Source organism: Micromonospora endophytica (assembly GCF_003236305.1).
In the GTDB taxonomy this organism is placed as follows: domain Bacteria; phylum Actinomycetota; class Actinomycetes; order Mycobacteriales; family Micromonosporaceae; genus Micromonospora; species Micromonospora endophytica.
Genome location: NZ_POTX01000111.1, coordinates 1 through 18,684, shown reverse-complemented (window position 1 = coordinate 18,684; position 18,684 = coordinate 1). Strand labels below are relative to the sequence as shown.

At 71.7% G+C, this 18,684-nt stretch carries 16 protein-coding genes; 7 read left to right on the top strand and 9 right to left on the bottom strand.

The window, feature by feature from the left end:
- Positions 1-9: 9 nt before the first annotated feature.
- The 7 genes from C1I93_RS17085 to C1I93_RS17055 form a co-directional block, all read right to left on the bottom strand.
- Positions 10-1,077, bottom strand: coding sequence for a succinate dehydrogenase/fumarate reductase iron-sulfur subunit (locus C1I93_RS17085; protein WP_111244288.1), 1,068 nt, complete (start codon positions 1,075-1,077; stop codon positions 10-12).
- Positions 1,077-3,053: a fumarate reductase/succinate dehydrogenase flavoprotein subunit gene (locus C1I93_RS17080; protein WP_111244287.1), complete on the bottom strand. Its 1,977-nt coding sequence runs from the start codon at positions 3,051-3,053 to the stop codon at positions 1,077-1,079. Before C1I93_RS17080 ends, C1I93_RS17085 begins: the two co-directional genes overlap by 1 nt.
- A gap of 13 nt (positions 3,054-3,066) precedes the next feature.
- Positions 3,067-3,873 (bottom strand): succinate dehydrogenase subunit SdhC, encoded by an 807-nt coding sequence (sdhC, locus tag C1I93_RS17075; protein ID WP_111244286.1) that lies wholly within the window; start codon positions 3,871-3,873, stop codon positions 3,067-3,069.
- Between the two features lie 343 nt (positions 3,874-4,216).
- On the bottom strand, positions 4,217-5,641 hold the full coding sequence (locus C1I93_RS17070; RefSeq protein ID WP_111244285.1) for a TldD/PmbA family protein: 1,425 nt from the start codon (positions 5,639-5,641) through the stop codon (positions 4,217-4,219).
- Positions 5,638-7,074: a TldD/PmbA family protein gene (locus tag C1I93_RS17065; protein WP_111244284.1), complete on the bottom strand. Its 1,437-nt coding sequence runs from the start codon at positions 7,072-7,074 to the stop codon at positions 5,638-5,640. Before C1I93_RS17065 ends, C1I93_RS17070 begins: the two co-directional genes overlap by 4 nt.
- 93 nt (positions 7,075-7,167) lie before the next feature.
- A complete protein-coding gene (locus C1I93_RS17060) occupies positions 7,168-7,656 on the bottom strand; it encodes a Uma2 family endonuclease (RefSeq protein ID WP_111244290.1) in 489 nt (162 codons plus the stop codon).
- Positions 7,657-7,729: 73 nt separating this feature from the next.
- Positions 7,730-9,874, bottom strand: coding sequence for a S9 family peptidase (locus C1I93_RS17055; protein WP_111244283.1), 2,145 nt, complete (start codon positions 9,872-9,874; stop codon positions 7,730-7,732).
- Positions 9,875-9,960: 86 nt separating this feature from the next.
- Here C1I93_RS17055 and mshB point away from each other — a divergent pair, with 86 nt between their 5' ends.
- From mshB to C1I93_RS17040, 3 genes are all read left to right on the top strand, one after another.
- Entirely contained in the window at positions 9,961-10,902 is a 942-nt protein-coding gene (gene mshB / locus C1I93_RS17050) for an N-acetyl-1-D-myo-inositol-2-amino-2-deoxy-alpha-D-glucopyranoside deacetylase (protein WP_111244282.1), read from the top strand.
- Between the two features lie 14 nt (positions 10,903-10,916).
- A complete protein-coding gene (locus C1I93_RS17045; RefSeq protein ID WP_111244281.1) occupies positions 10,917-11,360 on the top strand; it encodes a hypothetical protein in 444 nt (147 codons plus the stop codon).
- Between the two features lie 78 nt (positions 11,361-11,438).
- Entirely contained in the window at positions 11,439-11,903 is a 465-nt protein-coding gene (locus C1I93_RS17040) for a hypothetical protein (RefSeq protein WP_111244280.1), read from the top strand.
- Between the two features lie 67 nt (positions 11,904-11,970).
- Here C1I93_RS17040 and C1I93_RS17035 read toward each other — a convergent pair whose 3' ends face one another.
- A complete protein-coding gene (locus C1I93_RS17035; protein ID WP_223256431.1) occupies positions 11,971-13,128 on the bottom strand; it encodes a GNAT family N-acetyltransferase in 1,158 nt (385 codons plus the stop codon).
- A gap of 79 nt (positions 13,129-13,207) precedes the next feature.
- On the opposite strand from C1I93_RS17035, the gene fdxA reads away from it, so the two are divergent.
- Complete coding sequence (gene fdxA, locus C1I93_RS17030; protein ID WP_089005361.1) at positions 13,208-13,534, top strand: ferredoxin; 327 nt, start codon at positions 13,208-13,210, stop codon at positions 13,532-13,534.
- A complete protein-coding gene (gene dapC, locus C1I93_RS17025) occupies positions 13,531-14,640 on the top strand; it encodes a succinyldiaminopimelate transaminase (protein WP_212808764.1) in 1,110 nt (369 codons plus the stop codon). Before fdxA ends, dapC begins: the two co-directional genes overlap by 4 nt.
- Here the strand turns inward: dapC and C1I93_RS17020 are convergent.
- The gene (locus C1I93_RS17020) at positions 14,627-16,471 is read right to left on the bottom strand and encodes a M48 family metallopeptidase (protein ID WP_111244278.1); all 1,845 of its coding nucleotides are present in this window, start codon (positions 16,469-16,471) and stop codon (positions 14,627-14,629) included. The genes dapC and C1I93_RS17020 overlap by 14 nt on opposite strands.
- Before the next feature lie 187 nt (positions 16,472-16,658).
- Between C1I93_RS17020 and C1I93_RS17015 the strand changes: the two genes are divergently transcribed.
- Positions 16,659-17,603 (top strand): DUF4034 domain-containing protein, encoded by a 945-nt coding sequence (locus tag C1I93_RS17015; protein ID WP_111244277.1) that lies wholly within the window; start codon positions 16,659-16,661, stop codon positions 17,601-17,603.
- Between the two features lie 102 nt (positions 17,604-17,705).
- The coding region (locus tag C1I93_RS17010; RefSeq protein WP_111244276.1) for a prephenate dehydrogenase at positions 17,706-18,684 on the top strand (979 nt) is incomplete at its 3' end.

Sequence of the window (18,684 nt, the reverse complement as noted above, 5' to 3'; positions counted from 1 at the left end):
GTGCTGGGGTTAGGGTTTTTCGTCCTGCTGGGGGTGGGCGAAGTTGAGGTGCTCGGGCGGCAGCGGGAAGGTCACGTCGTCGCCAAAGGGGCTGGGGGCGGCGGCGCGGTCGAAGGTCAGCTCCGTGAGGGGGAGCTTGCCGCTGGAGTCGACCGCCGGGGCGGTCGGGTGCGGCACCTCGCGGTGCCAGTTGACGCCCTGCTGGGCCTGGGCCTCCGCGGCGGGGTCGTGCGAGCCGCCCGCGTGCGAGTCTGCCCCGCCGTGAGCGGCGGTGGAGCGCACAGCGCCCGGGGAGTGTTCGCTGGTCACGCTGGTCTGAGGCACCTGACCCCTCCGGAAGATCTTGCTACCGAGCCATACGAGTGGATCGTACCTGCGGTCGACGACCCGCTCCTTCATGGGGATGATCCCGTTGTCGGTGATCTTGATGTGCTCGGGGCAGACCTCGGTGCAGCACTTGGTGATGTTGCAGAAGCCGAGACCCTGTTCGGACTGGGCGTAGTCCTTGCGGTCGGTCCGATCGTCGAGCGGGTGCATGTCCAGCTCGGCGGCGCGGATGAAGTACCGAGGTCCGGAGAAGGCCGGCTTGTTCTCGTCGTGGTCCCGGATGACGTGGCAGACGTTCTGGCACAGGAAGCACTCGATGCACTTGCGGAACTCCTGCGAGCGCTCCACGTCGACCTGCTGCATCCGGTAGTCACCGGGAGCCAGGTCAGGCGGGGGCGCGAAGGCCGGGGTCTCCCGCGCCTTCTCGTAGTTGAACGACACGTCGGTGACCAGGTCCCGGATGACCGGGAAGGTACGCAGCGGCGTCACCGTGATCGTCTCGTTCTCCTCGAACGTCGACATCCGGGTCATGCAGCCGAGCTTGGGCATCCCGTTGATCTCCATCGAACAGGAGCCGCACTTGCCCGCCTTGCAGTTCCACCGGCAGGCCAGGTCGGGTGCGTCGGTGGCCTGCAACCGGTGGATCACGTCGAGGACCACCTCGCCCTCGTTCACCTCGACCGTGTAGTCCCGCAGGTCGCCCCCGTCGGCGTCGCCTCGCCAGATCCGGAACTGGCGCTTCGTACCCATCAGTGGTTCTCCTTCCCGGCGGCACCGGAGGCAGCATCCCCGGCCGCGGCCGCGGGGGCGGCCTCGTCAGCGGAGACGAGGGCGTCGAATTCGGCGAGTTCCTCGTCGGTCAGGTACTTGGCCAGCTCCGCGCGGTCGAACAGGCCGATCAGCTCGGCGCGCATCTTCGGCAGCGGCTTGCGCTCCAGGCGGACGGTGTCGCCCTCCAGCGAGCAGACCAGGTTGACCCGCCGCCACTGCGGATCCATGGTGGGGAAGTCCTCCCGGGTGTGACCGCCGCGCGACTCCCGGCGCTCCAGCGCCGCCTTGGCGGTGCACTCCGAGACCACGAGCATGTTGCGCAGATCCAGGGCGAGGTGCCAGCCCGGGTTGTAGCGCCGGCCGCCGGCGGCGGAGACCTTCGCCACCCGCTCGCGCAGCTCGGCCAGGCGGACCAGCGCGTCCTCCAGCTCGGCCTCCCGCCGGATGATGCCGACCAGATCGCCCATCACCGCCTGCAGGTCCTGCTGGAGGGTGTACGGGTTCTCGCCGGTGTCCCGCTGCAACGGGGCCAGGGCCGTCTCCACCGCGGTCTCCACCGCCGCCACCTCCACCCGCGGACGGGCGGGCAGCTGGTCGACGTAGCTGGCCGCGTGACCGCCCGCCCGCTTGCCGAAGACCAGCAGGTCCGACAGGGAGTTGCCACCGAGGCGGTTGGAGCCGTGCATGCCGCCGGACACCTCACCGGCGGCGAAGAGGCCACGCACCGAGCCGTACGCGGCACCGCTGTCCGGATCCACCTCCACGCCGCCCATGACGTAGTGGCAGGTCGGACCGACCTCCATCGGTTCCTTGGTGATGTCGACGTCGGCCAGCCCCTTGAACTGGTGGTGCATCGAGGGCAGCCGACGGCGGATCTCCTCGGCCGGCAGCCGGGACGCGATGTCCAGGTAGACGCCGCCGGCCGGCGTACCCCGGCCCTCCTTGACCTCGGTGTTGATCGCGCGGGCGACCTCGTCGCGGGGCAGCAGCTCCGGCGGGCGCCGGTTGTTGTCCGGGTCGTTGTACCAGCGGTCCGCCTCCTCGGGCGTCTCCGCGTACTGCTTGCGGAAGACGTCGGGGACGTAGTTGAACATGAACCGCTTGCCCTCGGAGTTCTTCAGGATCCCGCCGTCACCGCGTACCGACTCGGTGACCAGGATGCCCTTGACCGAGGGCGGCCAGACCATGCCGGTGGGGTGGAACTGGAGGAACTCCATGTTGATCAGGGTCGCCCCGGCGCGCAGCGCGAGCGCGTGACCGTCCCCGGTGTACTCCCAGGAGTTCGAGGTGACCTTGTAGGAGCGGCCCACGCCGCCGGTGGCCAGCACCACGGCCGGCGCCTCGAAGAGGAGGAACTCGCCGGACTCGCGGTAGTAGCCGAACGCGCCAGCGACCCGATCACCGTCGAGCAACAGCTCGGTGATGGTGGTCTCGGAGAAGACCCGGATCCGGGCGTCGTACGAGCCGTACGTCTGCTTGTCCTCCTGCTGCAGCGAGACGATCTTCTGCTGGAGGGTACGGATCAGCTCCAGGCCGGTCCGGTCACCGACGTGCGCCAGGCGGGGGTACTCGTGGCCGCCGAAGTTGCGCTGCGAGATCTTGCCGTCCTTCGTACGGTCGAACAGCGCCCCGTACGTCTCCAGCTCCCAGATCCGCTGCGGGGCCTCCTTGGCGTGCAGCTCGGCCATCCGGAAGTTGTTCAGGAACTTCCCGCCGCGCATGGTGTCGCGGAAGTGCACCTGCCAGTTGTCCCGGCTGTTCACGTTCCCCATGGCCGCGGCGGCGCCACCCTCGGCCATCACCGTGTGCGCCTTGCCGAACAGCGACTTGGAGATGATCGCGGTCTTCTTGCCGGCCAGCCGGGCCTCGATCGCCGCGCGCAGGCCGGCGCCGCCGGCCCCGATCACGACGACGTCGTAGTGGTGTCGTTCGATGCGAGTGGTAGTGGTAGTCATGTCAGCGAGGCCCTCAGTTGATGAACCGCAGGTCGGAGATCCACCCGGCGGCGACGGACATGACGTAGAAGTCGGTAAGTGCCAGCGTGCCGAGGGTGATCCAGGCGAGTTGCATGTGCCGGACGTTCAGCCAGGAAACCATTCCCCAGGCCCGGTAGCGCACCGGATGCTTGGAGAAGTGCTTCAACCGGCCGCCGATGATGTGCCGGCAGGAGTGGCAGGAGATGGTGTACGCCCAAAGCATGATCACGTTGCCGAGCAGGATCAGGTTGCCCAGGCCGAAGCCGAAGCCCTCGGGGCTGTGGAAGGCCAGGATCGCGTCCCAGGTGTTGATCAGCGAGATGATCGCGGCAAAGTAGAAGAAGTACCGGTGCGAGTTCTGCACGATCAGCGGGAAGCGGGTCTCACCACCGTAGGAGGCGTGACCGTCCGGCACCGCGCAGGCCGGCGGCGAGAGCCAGAACGACCGGTAGTACGCCTTACGGTAGTAGTAGCAGGTCAACCGGAACAGCAGCAGGAACGGCAGGGTGAACGCGGCGTCCGGGATGATCCACCAGCCGGGCAGGTACTGCCCGAAGTGCGACGCCTCCGGGATGCACCTGTCGGTCACACACGGGGAGTAGAACGGGGTCAGGTAGTGGTATTCCTCGACCCAGTAAAGGTCGTGCATGAAGACCCGGACCGTCGCGTACGCTATCCACGCGCTGAGCCCGATGACGGTGATCAGCGGCGCCAACCACCAACGGTCCGTCCGCAACGTCTTTGCCGCGATGGCGGCGCGTGCCCGCGCCCCTCGCGGTTTCGTTGCCGATGATGTCATTCGTGTCGTCTCCCTGACGGGGCCCTTCACGGGCGGCGGAACACTTCCGGTCGGCACGCGGACCGGCGAACCCACCGCCCCCGCTTTGCCGGGTCATGCGCACACCAACGGCCACACCGGGCGTACCGGAGCAGCTAAGTGACACACGTTACGCCGATCTAGGCGAGCCGTCCGCGCAAGGCAGTGTCCCGTGTGTCCCGCCCTTTGGAAACCCTCTCGCCAAGATCGATATGCGAGCGCCCGAAAAGGATCGACAAACGGTCGGGCGGGCGCCTGTTGCGGCATGTTGGGGTAGCCGGGCCGGTGGTAGGCGCGGGTTGCCGCATCTCGTGCAGGTACGGGCTCAGCCCGAGGCACCGCCGGTGAAGTTCCAGGCGGCCAGCCGTAGGGAGGGGGCCTCCCACCAGGCGCCGTCGTGGCGGTCCGGTTGGCGGAAGGCCCGGCGGCCCACCTCCCGCACCGCGCCCGGCCCGAGCGCCCGAGGGTACGACTCGGTGAACCGCAGATCGCGCACCGCGCGGGTGACCTGGCCCTGCTCCACCAGCCACACCCCGTTACGGGTCAACCCGGTGATCACCAGGCTCTTCGGTTCGAGCACCCGGGTGTACCAGAGGTCGCTGACCAGCAGACCGCGCTCCATGCGGGAGACCAGGGCAGCCGTGTCGGCATCGGTCACCGCCCCGGCCAACGGATCCACCCCGCCCGCCACGGGGCCGCGCGCCGGGCCACCCGTCGCGGGGGCTCGGCCGGCGGTGCCGGAGGAGACGAGGCGCAGGTTGCGGGGCATCGGGCCGGCGGTGGCGCTGTCGATCCAGGCGTGACCGGTCGACTCGACGCCCCACTCGGCGGCGCTGCGGCGGTCGTGCACCACCGCTGTGGTGGTGCCCGCGTCGACCAGGGTCAGCGCGCGGGCCGGGGTGCCCTCCAGGTCGAACGGCAGCCCGATGCCGGCCAGCGGATCGTCGACCAGGGTCACCGCCCGATCGAACTGTGCCACACCGGGCTCGACGAACGACTGTCGCTCGGCGTACCGCTTGCCGTTGAAGCCGTACCAGGCCAGATTGTGCAGCAGGTCGGCCACGGCGGCCGGTTCCAACACCACCGGGTAGCGGCCGGGTGCCAGCTCGACCGGGTCGGCGGCGGCCCGAGCCTTCGCTGCGGCCCGGCGGCCCAACTCGGCGCCGTCTAGGTCGGCCAGTCGGTCGACGCACTGCCGGGCCACGCCGTCCGCGCCGCCGGCTCGGGCGATGCCGTCCATTGCCGCCTCTGCCGCGTACCCCTGTACGGCGTGTCCGGCCGAGTTGGCGAACCCGGTCGCCCGCAGGGCGGTACGGCAGTAGCCGGCCGTGGTCAGCCCGCCGGCCGCGTCGACGAAGGCCCGGACCAGCGTGGCCCGGTCGTCCGGTCCGGCGTACCCGGTGGCGGTGTCCCACTGCGGGGAGTCCGCCATCGGGGTGGCCGGGGTGAGGCCGGGCCAGGCCGGATCGAGCGGACCGACCCGGGCCGCCGCCAACACCCGCTCGACCAGCGCGCGGAGACCGTCGGCGGTGGTCACGTTCGCGCTGCCGGCGGCGGTACGTCCCGCCACATGCACCCGCAGTCGGACCTCCACCTGCGTCTCGGCGACGTTCTGGTGAATCGCCGAGTTGGCGAACCGGGTCAACGCCAACTCGGCCCGGGTCACCAGCACCTCGGCCTGCGGACCGGGCCCGGCCAGGCGGGCGACGAGTTCCACCACCTGGCTGGCGACATCCCGCTCGACGGTCACGCCCGCACCCCCACCCGGACGTTGCGGAACCGGGCCGGCGCGGCCGGGTGACCGGTGTGCCCGACCTGGCCGGGCTGGCCCTTGCCACAGTTCGGCGTGCCCCAGGGCACGATCTCGCTGGAGAGCATGTCCATCGAACGCCAGAACTGCGGACCGATCCCGGTGTACGTCGGGTTGCGCAGCATCCGTCCCCGCCGGCCGTTGCGGATCTCCCAGCCGATCTCGCAGCCGAACTGGAAGTTCAGCCGCTTGTCGTCGATCGACCAGGACCGGTTGATGTCCATCAGCACCCCGTTGTCGGTGGCGGCGATGATTTCCTCCAACGTGTGCGGGCCCGGCTCCAGGCCGACGTTGGTCATTCGTACCATCGGCAGCCGCGCCCAGCCGTCGGCGCGTACGCTGCCGCCGTAGTCCAGGCCCGCGACGGCGCCGGAGTCCCGGCCGGCCAGCACGCCCACCCACCGTCCGGCACGTACCGCATCCCGCTTGACCGCCGGTGAGCCCTCGTCGTCGTAGCCGAAGCTGCCCAGCGCGCCGGGGATGGTCGGGTCGATGGTGATGTTCATCAGCTCCGAGCCGTAGCGCAGCTCGCCGAGTTGTGCGAGGTCCAACCAGGAGGTGCCGGCGAAGGCGGCTTCCCAGCCGAGGATGCGGTCCAGTTCGATGGCGTGCCCGACCGACTCGTGGATCTGCAACGCCAACTGCTCCCCGCCGAGGATCAGATCGGTCTCGCCGGTCGGGCAGAGCGGTGCGGTGAGCAGCGCCCGCGATTCCTCGGCGATGCGTCCGGCGTGCCCGGTCAGGTCCAGCGAGTCGACCAACTCCCAGCCGGTGGTGCCGTACTGGCCGCGATAGCTGGGCCAGGACCGGCGCTGCGTCTCGCCGTCACCGATCGAGGTGGCCGAGATGCCGCCGCCGCACTCGCGGATGTGCTGGTCGATGCGGTGGCCCTCGCTGGAGACGAACCACTTCGTGGTGTCCCAGATCTGGTAGAGCCCCTCGGCGAGATCCGCGCCGTGCTCGACCATCGTCCGGGTGGCGGCCACCAGCAGGTCACCCTTCGTGGTCAGGGAGACGCCGAGCGGGTCCACCTCGCAGGGGGACGACCAACTCGCCACGACCGGCGCAGCCGGCACCAGCTCGACCGGGGGGCCCGGCACCAGGCCGCTGGCCACCGCGGTCCGCGCGGCCTGGCGGCCGGCGTCGCGGGCGGCCCGGTCGGACAATTCCGGTACGGCGTGAAAGCCCCAACCCGAACCGACCAGCGCGCGTACGCCCAACCCGACGCTGTCGTCCTGGGTGAGCGCATCGATGTCGCCGTTGCTGGCCGCCATCGACTCGTAGCGGCGGCGCATCACCCGGGCGTCGGCGTACTGGGCACCCGCGTCCAGCGCGGCCTGCACCGCGGCTTCCGCCACCTCGAACTCAACCATGGTCAAGACCCTAGGTGAGTCGGCCGGGATCCGTCAGGGGAGCAAATCCTCGGGGCGGATGGTCGCCTTGACCGGCTCGGTGAGGGTCAACTCCTAGCCCGGCTTCGCGACACTCTCTTCCACGTAGTGGTTGAAGTGCTTGCGGTAGAGGTGCAGCGTGCCGGTCACCTGATCGATGAGCAGGTACCACTGGATGCCCGCCGTGGCGTAGTAGTGCATCTTGAGCACCCGGTCCGTGGCGGCGTTGCTCGGCGAGGTTATCTCGCCGACCAGCCGGACATCGGCGGCATCGATGTAGGGCTCGTCCAGATCGACGGGGACGGTGATCACCAGATCCGGAACGGTCACCCGTTCCGGCCGCAGCCGTACATTCACCGCCTCCAGCAACTCCAATCCAGCAACTTCTGCGGCAGCCTCCAGGATGTTGCCCAGCTTGCGGGAGATCCGCTGGTGGCGTGGGGTGGGGGCTGGGGTCACGTGCAGGCTCCCGTCGAAGAGTTCCACTCGCTGGGAGGTCTCTCCCAGGGCGAGGTACTCCTCCTCGGTCCACGGGCCCTCGTGGTCGAACACCGTCACGGTCATGTCCACCTCCGCTCGTACCGCCGGGATTCTGCTGTCGCCACCGCGCCCATCGTCGCACCGATTGTGCGAGCGCTCACCCGAGGTGGGTGTGGAGGAAGGTGAGTTCTAGGTGGAGGAGGCGTTCGGAGAGGCCGCCGGCGGCCATGTGGGTGGCGCCGGGCAGCGGCAGCACCGAGTGTGGGCGGCCGGTGGCCAGCAGCGCCGCCGACAGCCGCAGCGTGTGCGCCGCCACCACGTTGTCGTCGACCATGCCGTGCACCAGCAGCAGCGGCCGGGCCTGTTCCGGGGCGGTGACCGGCTCGGCGGCCAGCTCCACCAGCGAGTGGTGCGCGTAGATGTCCTCACCGTCGGCGGGCAGGCCCAGGTAACGCTCGGTGTACGCGGTGTCGTACAGCGCCCAGTCGGTGACCGGTGCCCCGACGATGCCGCAGCGGAACAGTTCCGGGTGCCGCAGCACGGCGAGACCGGCCAGCCAGCCGCCGAACGACCAGCCTCGTACGGCGACTCGGCCGAGGTCCAGGTCCGGGTGCTTGTCGGCGAGCGCGTGCAGCGCCTCCACCTGGTCGAGCAGGACCACGTCGGCCACCCGCCGGTGGATGGCCTTCTCGTACGAGGGGGCGATGCCCGGCGTACCCCGGTTGTCGATCACCACCACCGCGAAGCCGGCGTCGGCCCACCACTGCCGTTCCAGCCAGGCGGCCCGCGCGGCGACGACCTCCTGGTGGCCCGGCCCGCCGTAGATGTCCAGCAGCACCGGCAGCCGTCGACCGGTCATGTGCTGGTCCGGGTAGAGCACCGCTGACGGCAGCCGCCGGTCGGTCACCCGTTCCAGCAGCGGCAGCGGCGAGTAGCTGGGCGTGGCGGCAACGGACCGCAGCACGCCCACCTCCCGGTCGCCCTGCCGTACCGTCCAGCGGATGCCCGCGTGGTCGAGCGAGGCGCTGCCGATCGCCAGCACGTCCGCACCGACGGCGGCCACGTGCCAGCCCGCGTCGGTGGTGAGCCGGCGGGCGTCCACGCCACCGCCGATGCTGGTGCGTACCCGGAACAGATGCTGCTCGCTCGGCTCGCCGTCGCTCGCCTCCACCAGCAGGTCCGCCGGACCGCTGTCGGCGGCCAACCGGCCGACCACCCGGCGTACGTACAGCGAGGGCGGGGTGAGCAGGGTGCCGTCGGCGAAGAGGCAGCGCGCGTCGTACCCGTCGTGGGCGAGTTCGCCGCCGACGAGCACCCGCCCGTCGGGCAGATGCGCGGGTGTGCCCGGGATCGGGTCGACCCAGCGCGGGTCGGCCAGTTCGGCGTGCACCTGGGTCTCACCGGTACGCGGGTCGACCGCCAGCACCAGGCCGTGCTGCTGCGAGCGGCGCAGCACGGTGATCAGCGGCGCGCCCTCGGCCCAGTGCACCGCGCTCAGGTACGGGTAGGTCTCCCGGTCCCAGTGCACGTCGACCCAGCCGCCGTCGAGGTCGAGCAGATGGAGGCTGACCTCCGCGTTCGGGCCGCCGGCCACCGGGTACGCGACGCTCGCCGGCGGGCTCGCCGGCTGCGCCGGGTCGTGCAGGTACCAGCGCGGTATCCGGGACTCGTCGACCCGGGCGGCCAGCACCGACCGGCCGTCCGGCGCCCACCAGTACCCGCGGTGCCGGCTGAACTCCTCCGCCGCGATGTGCTCGGCCAGACCCCAGACCACCCCGGAGTCCTCGCCGGCGAGGATGCTGTCGGTGCCGTCGGTGTCCACCACCCGCAGTTGACCCCGGCGTACGCCCTCGGCCGCGTCGGTCACGTACGCCAGCCGCTGGCCGGTCGGGTCGGGCCGGGGGTCGAGTACCGGCCCGGCGGCCGGGATCTCGATCACGTCGCCGTGCACCAGATCGGCCCGGAACAGCCGCCCGGCCAGCGCGAACACGGCCACCCGGCCGGCGGCGTCGAGGGCGTACGAGCCGATGCCGGAGGCGCTCAGCCGCAGTCGCTCCCGGCGGGCCCGTTCCCCGGGGCTGAGCGCGGCGGGGTCGGCGTCCGCGCCGAGCAGGGCGGTCGGGCAGGCGACAAGACGCTCCTCGCCGCTGGCGACGTCCAGCAGCCAGAGGGCGTCGGCCGGATCCTCCGGCCCGGCGGAACGCAGAAAGACCACCCGGCCGCCGTCGTCGGCCACGGTGACGGCGCGCGGCGCCCCGTGGCTGAACCGACGGGTACGGGCGGCCAGCTCGGGAAAGTCCACAGGCCAAATCGTAGGCGGGTGCCGCGCCCAATGTGAGCGACCTGCGCGGACGCGTCGAGGCCGGTCAGCGCAAACCGCCGGTTAGAGTGACCGTCGTGACGACGCTGCCTGACCGCCGCCTGCTGCTGGTCCACGCGCACCCCGACGACGAATCCATCGGCACCGGTTCGACGATGGCGCACTACGCCGCCTCCGGTGCCCACGTCACCCTGGTCACCTGCACACTGGGCGAGGAGGGCGAGATCCACGTGCCGGAGCTGGCCGGGCTCGCCGCCGCCGAGGCCGACCAGCTCGGCGGGTACCGGCTCGCCGAGCTGGCGCACGCCTGTGCCGAGCTGGGCGTCACCGACCACCGTTTCCTCGGCGGCGCCGGCCGGTACCGCGACTCGGGCATGATGGGCCTGCCCACGAACGGGCATCCCCGCGCGTTCTGGGGCGCCGACCTCGACGAGGCCGCGGGCCACCTGCTGGAGATCCTCCGGGAGGTACGCCCGCAGGTGCTGATCACGTACGACGACAACGGCTTCTACGGTCACCCCGACCACATCCAGGCGAACCGGGTGGCGATGCGTGCTGTCGAGCTGGCCGCCGCCGAGGGGATCGCCCCGGCGAAGGTCTACTGGACGGCGATGCCGCAGAGCGTCCTGGAGGCCGGGATGACGCACTTCGAGGAGTCGTCGGACAACCCCTTCGCCGGCATCTCCGACGCGACCGACCTGCCTTTCTGCACGCCGGACAAGGACATCGCGGCGCGGATCGACGCCACCGAGCAGCATGCCGCGAAGGAGGCGGCGATGCGGGCGCACGCCACCCAGATCCCCGCCACCTCGTGGCTCTACTCGGTCGCCGGCAACTTCGGCGCCGAGTTCATGGGGGTGGAGTACTTCACCCTCGCGGTGGGAACGAAGGGGCCGGGCAGCGGGCCGTACGGGTGGGAGTCCGACCTGTTCGCCGGGCTGGAGACCGCCGGCAGCACGGACCGCGGCGGCACGGATCGCATCCCGGTCAGCTCGGCCGGCCAACGGTGAGTCTGCCTGCCGCGATGTCGGTCGCCCCGGAGCAGCAGGAGCCGCAGCCGTCCCGGCCGGCCCGGTCGTGGCGGGCTGTGGACCTCGGGTTGCGGATGGTCGGTGGGCTGATCGCCGTCGTCGCCGGTGCGGTCACCGCGGTCCTGGAGCTGCTGCTCGCGCCGTTGCGGGTCGGCGGCTACCCGATCGGGGCGGCGGTGCTGGTGGCCGTGCTCGCGAACGCCGCGCTGAGCTGGTTCGCGGTCGAGGCGGTGGGCCGCCGGTGGGCGGTGGCGCTGCCGGCGGTGCCCTGGGTGGTGATCATGGTGGCGGCCGCCGACCGCACCGCCGAGGGCGACGTCCTGCTCATCGGCAACTGGGTCGGGCTCACTCTGGTGGTGGCCGGCGCGATGACCTTCGCGGTGGTGGCGTTCCGATCCATCGTGGCTCCGCCGTCTCCGGGGACCGGACGGTACTGACGAGGCCGTACGACGGGTGGTAGATATTCCTGCCAAGGAGACTCGCCATCCGGGCGGGGAAGCGGCGGGAGGTATGCGATGGGGCAGCGGTGGCGTGTGCTCGTGGGACTGGGAGCCGCGCTGTTCGCGGTCAACGTGGTGGCCCGGCTGATCATCAAGTTCGGCTTCGACGGTGACGAACTGGCCGCCGACCGCGTGACCCTCGGGATGTTCGTGGTGATCGGGCTGATGCTGGGCGCCGTCGCCTTCAACTGGGGCCAGCGACGTCCGGTGGCCCAGTGGGGCCCCGAGGCGGCCGGGGCGATAGGCATCGCGCTGGCGTTGACCATGCTGGTCGGGCCACTTCTGGTCGGCGAGAACCCGTTCGCCGCCGGCAGCGCGACCTTCTTCTGGCAGGTGGTGCTCTACCTGGTGGCGGCCGGTGCCGGGACCGTCCTGGGCTACCTGCTGCTCACCACCCTGGGCCGGGATCACCGCTCGCGCCACCTGTCCCGCTACGCCCAGACCGCCACGACCAAACCCCGCCGGATCGTCCGCCGCTGAGCACCGCTGCGCCTCGCCGATCTAGGGGCTATCGTCGTTCCTGGAGATCGACTAGCGACACTTGTTCCTAGATCGACGCGGTGGGTGGTGGTGGCGCGACGCGGGTGAGGTAGGTGTGGTGGGTGGTGAAGCCCAGCCTGCGGTAGAGCGTGCAGGCGGCGACGTTGCGCTGCTCCACCTGGAGAAACGCGTCGGTCGCCCCGGCCTGCGCGGCCCAGTCGGCGAGTGCCTGGATCAGTCGGGTGGCGAGCCCCCTTCGGCGGGCGGCCGGCAGCACCTCGATCAGGCAGAGGCCGAGCCACCGGCCTGACCCGGTCACCGTGCCGCGGCCGATCGCGGCGAGCGCGCCGTCGGCGTACACGTGGGCGAAACGGACCTGGTCCACGGCGGTGAGCACGTGCCGGGCGGCGTCCGGCAGGCCGCCCTTGCGGCCGGCCGCGACCGCGAGCCACTCCGCCGAGGGCTCGGCCGCCAGCACGATGGCCAGCTCGCCGGGCCGGCCAGCACCGCCGTGCGGGCCGGACTCGTGGCTGGCACCAGGCCCGGCGCCAGGACCAGCGGCGGGCCCGGAGACAAGCTCGGCGGCGGGCCCTGAGACAAGCCCAGCGGCGGGCCCGGAGACAAGCTCGGCGGTGGGCCCTGAGACAAGCTCGGCGGCGGGTTCGGTGCCGGGTGTCGGGTGGGTGTGCGGGGTGGTGAGCGCGGACAGGGCGACGGTCTGCACCAGCACCGGGGGGCGGCTGTCCCAGCCCCGGCGATCGAGTTCGGCGCCGACCGGTGCGGCAAGTGGCAGGGGGGTGTTGACCAGTGCGGGCTGGCCCTGGTCGGCGTACCAGCGTTCGACCGCGTCCAGCGCCGCCGGCAGCGGGCGGTCGGGGTCACCGACGGGCAGGGCCGAGTTGGCGCGACCGGTCCAGCCGTCGGCGGCGCGCAGCAGCCAGTCGCCGAGCTGGGCGCGGGTGGGCGCCGGCCACGCCTCGTCGGCGGCGAGTTCCAACTCGGTGACGGCCGAGGCCGTCGGGCGGCGGGCGGGCGGAACCCGCTTGGCCCGGTGCACCTCGGTCAGCGGCACGCGCAGCGGCCCCTGCTGGGTGGTCAGGGTGAGATGGGTCTCGGTCAGCTCCACCAACTCGCCGAGGGCGTCGGAGAACACCGGACGACCAGCGCGCCGCCCCACCACCCGCCGCACCACGATCCGGTGGCCTACGTCCTGCTCCCGAAGCACGATCGACCTCCTCCCCGGCGAGATACTAGGCTCTTAGCGTCGCGGGTGATCGCGACGAGTCTTGCGGAGGAGAAGACCGGTGACCTACATCATCGCCGAGCCGTGCGTGGATGTGCTCGACAAGGCATGCATCGAGGAATGCCCGGTCGACTGCATTTACGAGGGCAACCGGATGCTCTACATCCACCCCGACGAGTGCGTCGACTGTGGTGCCTGTGAGCCTGTCTGCCCGGTGGAGGCGATCTTCTACGAGGACGACGTTCCCGAGCAGTGGAAGGACTACACCGGCGCCAACTACGAGTTCTTCGAGGACCTGGGCTCGCCCGGTGGCGCTTCGAAGATCGGCAAGGTGGAGAAGGACGCTTCCTTCGTCGCCGCGCAGCCGCCGCGCGGCGAGGGCCACTGAACCGGCCCGCGCCGGTCTCGTCGCGGCTGCCCGAGTTCACCTGGGACACGCTGGACGCCGCGGCCGCGCTGGCCGCGGCGCATCCGGACGGCCTGATCAACCTCTCCATGGGTACGCCGGTGGACCCGGTGCCCGAGGTGATCCGGCGGGCCCTGGCTGAGGCGTCCGACACACCGGGCTATCCGTTGACCGCCGGCACGCCGGCGCTGCGGGCCGCGATCGCGGCCTGGGTGGCCCGGGCCTGTGGCGCCGGTGTCGACGGGCTCGGGGTGCTGCCGACGATCGGCTCCAAGGAGTTGGTCGCCTGGCTGCCCACGCTGCTCGGGATCGGGCCGGGTGATGTGGTGGTGGTGCCGTCGATCGCGTACCCGACCTACGAGGACGGGGTCCGGCTGGCCGGCGCCACGACGGTACGCGCCGACTCGCTCACCGCCGTCGGGCCGACGTCGCGGGTCCGCCTGGTCTGGGTCAACTCGCCGGGCAACCCGACCGGGCGGGTGCTGCCCGCGACCCACCTGCGCAAGGTGGTGGACTGGGCCCGGGAGCGCGGCGCGGTGGTCGCCAGCGACGAGTGCTACCTGCCGCTGGGCTGGGAGGCCGAGCCGGTGTCGGTGCTCTCGCCGGAGGTCTGTGGCGGCTCGTACGATTCGGTGCTCGCCGTGCACTCGCTCTCCAAGCGGTCCAACCTGGCGGGGTACCGGGCCGGTTTCGTCGCCGGTGACCCGGCGTTGGTCGCCGAACTGCTCAAGATCCGTAAGCACGCCGGGATGATCGTGCCCGCGCCGGTGCAGGCGGCCATGGTGGCCGCCCTGCACGACGAGGAGCACGCCGACGAGCAGCGGGAGCGGTACCGGGCGCGGCGGGAGACGCTGCGTACGGCCTTCACCGCGGCCGGTTTCACGGTGGAACACTCCGAGGCGGGGCTCTATCTCTGGCTGACCCGGGGCGAGGACTGCTGGGAGACTGTCGACTGGCTGGCCCGGCGGGGCATCCTGGTCGCCGCGGGTGTGTTCTACGGTCCCGGGGCGACGCAGTACGTGCGGGCGGCGCTGACCGAGTCCGACGAGCGGATCTCGGCCGTCGCCGCCCGGCTCAGTTCTCGTTGATGCGGGCGAAGACCTTCAGCAGGTTGTCCCGGCTGCGCTTCTCCAGCAGCACGCTGCCGTAGAGCTCCTTCATGGCGACCACCTGGCCGTCGTGCAGGGTCAGCTCGGCGCGCAGCGGGATCTCCCGCGTCACGTTCACCGAGACCAACTCCTCGTACGGCAGGAACCGGTGGGCGGCGGCCAGCTCCGCCACCGGCGTCGACTCCAGCAGGGCGGTGAGCCGCTTCTCGCCGTCACCGGCCTTGCCCGGGTTGCCGACCAGGATCAGTCCCCGGTCCAGGATCAGCAGGTCGTGCTCGACATCGTCGATCTTCACGTTGCCGATGGCACCGATCACGCCGGCGTTGTCGGCGGTGGCGCGTTCCTGCACGACCGTGGCCACGGCCGGGTCGACGCCGAGTGCGGCCAACCGGGCCAGCGCCTCGTCCAGGGTCTGCGGATCGACCGCGAGCTTGGCGACCTCGGCCAGGTCCAGCTGCTCGCCGTCGACGCCGACGAACTGGGCCGGGCCGGTCCAGGAGAGCTGCCAGCGGGCCCGGCCGGCCCGGAGGGCGGCGTTGTCCAACAGCAGCTCCATCGGGCCGGCGAAGCGGGCCGCGGCCTCCTTGCGGGTGGCGTTGTCGAAGAACTGCTCGGCGAATTCGCCGAGTCGACCCTGGCGCACCAGGTCGAGGATGGTGGTCAGGCCCGGCGCAGCGGTGCCGGTGAACCGACCGGCGGCCCGGTAGATCCCGTCGACCTGTCGCTGCCCGGCGGCGGTGAGGGACGCGTGGATGAACTCCGGCCAGGGCAGCACCTGACGGTCGCCCTGCTCGACCACGATGCTCTGGAGTTGCCGGCCGGCGTCGAGGATGTCGGCGAGCATGATCGCGGCGGGCCGGTCGTCGGCCGTGCCGGCACCGGCCGGCAGCTGCGCCATCGCGTCGATCCGGACGCCGATCGGTGGGTGGGTGTCCCACCGCGACGGCTCCCGGTCGGGTGCCTCCTCCCGGAGCTTGTCGATCTGTTCCTGACGTCCCCGCAGCAGTTGCCCGAAGCCGCCGAACAGGTCGTCCGGGGCCAGGCCGGCCTGCCAGCCGGACTGGACGTACGCGCCCATGTAGAAGTTCCAGGCGGCGTCGAGGGCGGGCAGTTCGCGCAGCGCGGAGGTGGCGGCCTCGTGCCCGGCGAGCTGCACCGAGGCGCGGTCGGCCTCCAGCTCCTGCCGTCGGGAGGCGGCGTTGTCGACAAGCAGGTAGAGCTTGGCGTACCCCTTGAAGACCAGCCCGACCGGGTTGCGCGGCTTGATCCGTTCGATGGTGCTGCCGATCGCCAGCCGGCCCCGGTAGGCGACCTCGCCGAGCCGGGTGTGCTTGCCCGAGTAGTGGCCCAGTTCGTGCGCGAGCACCGAGCGGAGTTGGTCGACCCGCAGGCCCAGCAGCAGCGGCAGGCCGACGTAGAGGGTGCGTCGCCCGCCGACCAGGCCGAGCAGCCGGCTCTGCTCGGCGACCGCCGCGTTCACCTCGGGCACCAGGCGGATCTCGTCCGGCGCGCGGGTGCCGACCGCCGTCGCCAGCTCGCGGACGGTGGTCCAGAGCTGGGGCGCGTTGCGCTCGTCGAGCACCAGCCCCGGTGCCGGTTCGTTCTTGGTGCGGATCGCTTTCCAGAGCCCGACGGCCACCGCGCCCAGCGCGACGACGAGCGGCAGCATCAGCTTGCCCGCCGCCAGGCCGTTGGTCTTGCTGGCGATCCACCAGAAGAGCCCGCCGACGAGCGCGAGTTGCAGCAGCGCGACCACGTAGAAACCGATCAACATGACCACCGAGGCGAGGGCCCGGTATGTCGCGGCCATGACTTGTCCTTCCCCGTAATGCCCGCACGCGGTCGGCGGGCGGCGCAGGGGACCGTACGACGTGGAGTTTTCTCGGACAACCCCCTTCCGGTCCAGGCCGGACGAATTTACGATCTTGCCGGTCGTCGCCGGCGATCAATACGGGGAGAGGAATCGGATCATGTGGCCGTTCAGGCGAGCGAAGCAAGTGGAGCCACCTGCCCTGCGGGTTGACCCGGCGCAGGGTGACCCGACCGCGCAGGCGTTGCGGGAGGCCGCGCAGCGGCGGGACTGGCACACGATCCGGGATCTGCTCACCGCGATCGAGGATCCGGACGACCACGCCTTCTCCGTCATGGCGGTCGCCGACGTGCCGGGCGTGCAGGACTGGATCGGGGAGTGGGTCGACGCCGAGCCCCGGTCCACGCTGCCGTTGCTGGTACGCGGGTCGCACGCGGTGTTCTGGGCCTGGGAGGCGCGGACCGGGGCCCGGGCCGAGAACGTCAGCCAGGATCAGTTCAAGGAGTTCTGGCGGCGGCTGCGGTTCGCCGAGAACAACCTCGACGAGGTGGTCGAGCGGGACGCGGAGGACACCACCGCCCGGACCTTCCTGGTCATCTCGGCGCGCGGCCGGCAGGTGGACGCCGCCGAGGCGGACCGGCGGTTCGCCGACGTGGTCGCCCGGCACCCGCACCACCGCATCGCCCACGAGCAGATGCTCCAGTACCGCTGCCGCAAGTGGTTCGGCAGCCACGAGCAGATGTTCGAGTTCGCCCGGGAGACGGTGGCCAAGGCACCCGCCGGCTCGCTGCTCGGCAACCTGATCGTCGCCGCGCACATCGAACGCTGGTTGGATCTGCCCTCCGACGAGTCGGTGGGCTTCCTGGAGGACGAGGCGGTGCGCGCCGAGTTCAACGCCGCAGCCGACCTGTCGGTCCGGCATCCGGCGTACCGGAAGCGGCCCGGCTGGCCCAGCGCGCACAACACCTTCGCGATGGGCTTCTGCCTGGCCGACGACCTGCCGTCCGCCGCCGAACAGTTCGAGGTCATCGGTGACCAGGTCACCGAGTGGCCCTGGCAGTACATCAACAGCGACGATCCGGTGCAGCAGTTCACCGCCTGGCGCGAGGACGCCCGCGCCGCGGTGAGCTGACCGCGCCGAGCAGCGCCCCGGCGCCGGCGCGGGCCGGGGGATATCCTCGGCCCGGTCGGAGCCGTCCGGCCCGGCAGGGAGCAGCGACGTCGAGGGGTACGCATGGTGGACGCGCCCGATGCGCCACTGCGGGCGGCGGTGGTCGGCACCGGCCTGATCGGTGGGTCGATCCTGCTCCGGCTGCACACCGTCGGGGTGGACGTGGTCGGCTGGGATCCGGACGAGGCGACCCGTCGGCAGGCCCGGTCGGGCGGCGTACCGATGGCGGAGCGCCTGGTCGACGCGGTGGCCGGGCGGGATGTGGTCTTCCTCGGCGGGCCGTTGCCCACCCTGCCCGCGACGTTGGTCGAGGTCGCCGCGGCGACCGGTGAGGACTGCCTGCTCACCGACGTCGGCAGCACCAAGGCGGAGTTGGCGGCCTTCGCCGGGGCGCAGCGGCTGACCCACCGGTTCGTGCCCGGTCATCCGATGGCCGGCACCGACCGGGCCGGCCTGGTCGCGGCGGTGCCGGAGTTGTTCACCGGTGCCGCGTGGGTGCTCTGCCCCGCGCCGGAGGGGTTGGCCGCGTTCCGCCGGCTCACCGGCCTGATCACCGAGGTCTTCGCCGCCCGGGTGGTGCCGATGGCGGCGGACCGGCACGATGCCGTGGCCGCCCTCGCCTCGCATGTGCCGCACCTGCTCGCCGGGGCGCTGGCCGGTGCGGTCGAGCGGTCGCCGCTGCGGGACGCGGTGTGCACCCTGGCCGCCGGCAGTTTCCGCGACGGCACCCGGGTCGCGGGCACGCCGCCGCAGCGTACGGCGAACATGCTGGCTGGCAACCGCGAGCCGGTGCTGGCCGCATTGGCCGAGGTCACCGCCTTTCTCGACGAGTTGGCCGGTGCCTTGCGGGTCGGCGACGCGGCCACCCTGCGCGCCCGGTACGCCGAGGCCGGCGTGACCCGCCACGCCCTGACCGACCGCCACTACCAGGAGCAGACCCGCTCCTTCCCGGCCGACGGCCCGCCCGCCGCCGAGCTGGCCTGGCTCCACGAGATCGGCACCGCCGGCGCCCACCTCACCGCCTGCGCCCTCACCCCCGTCC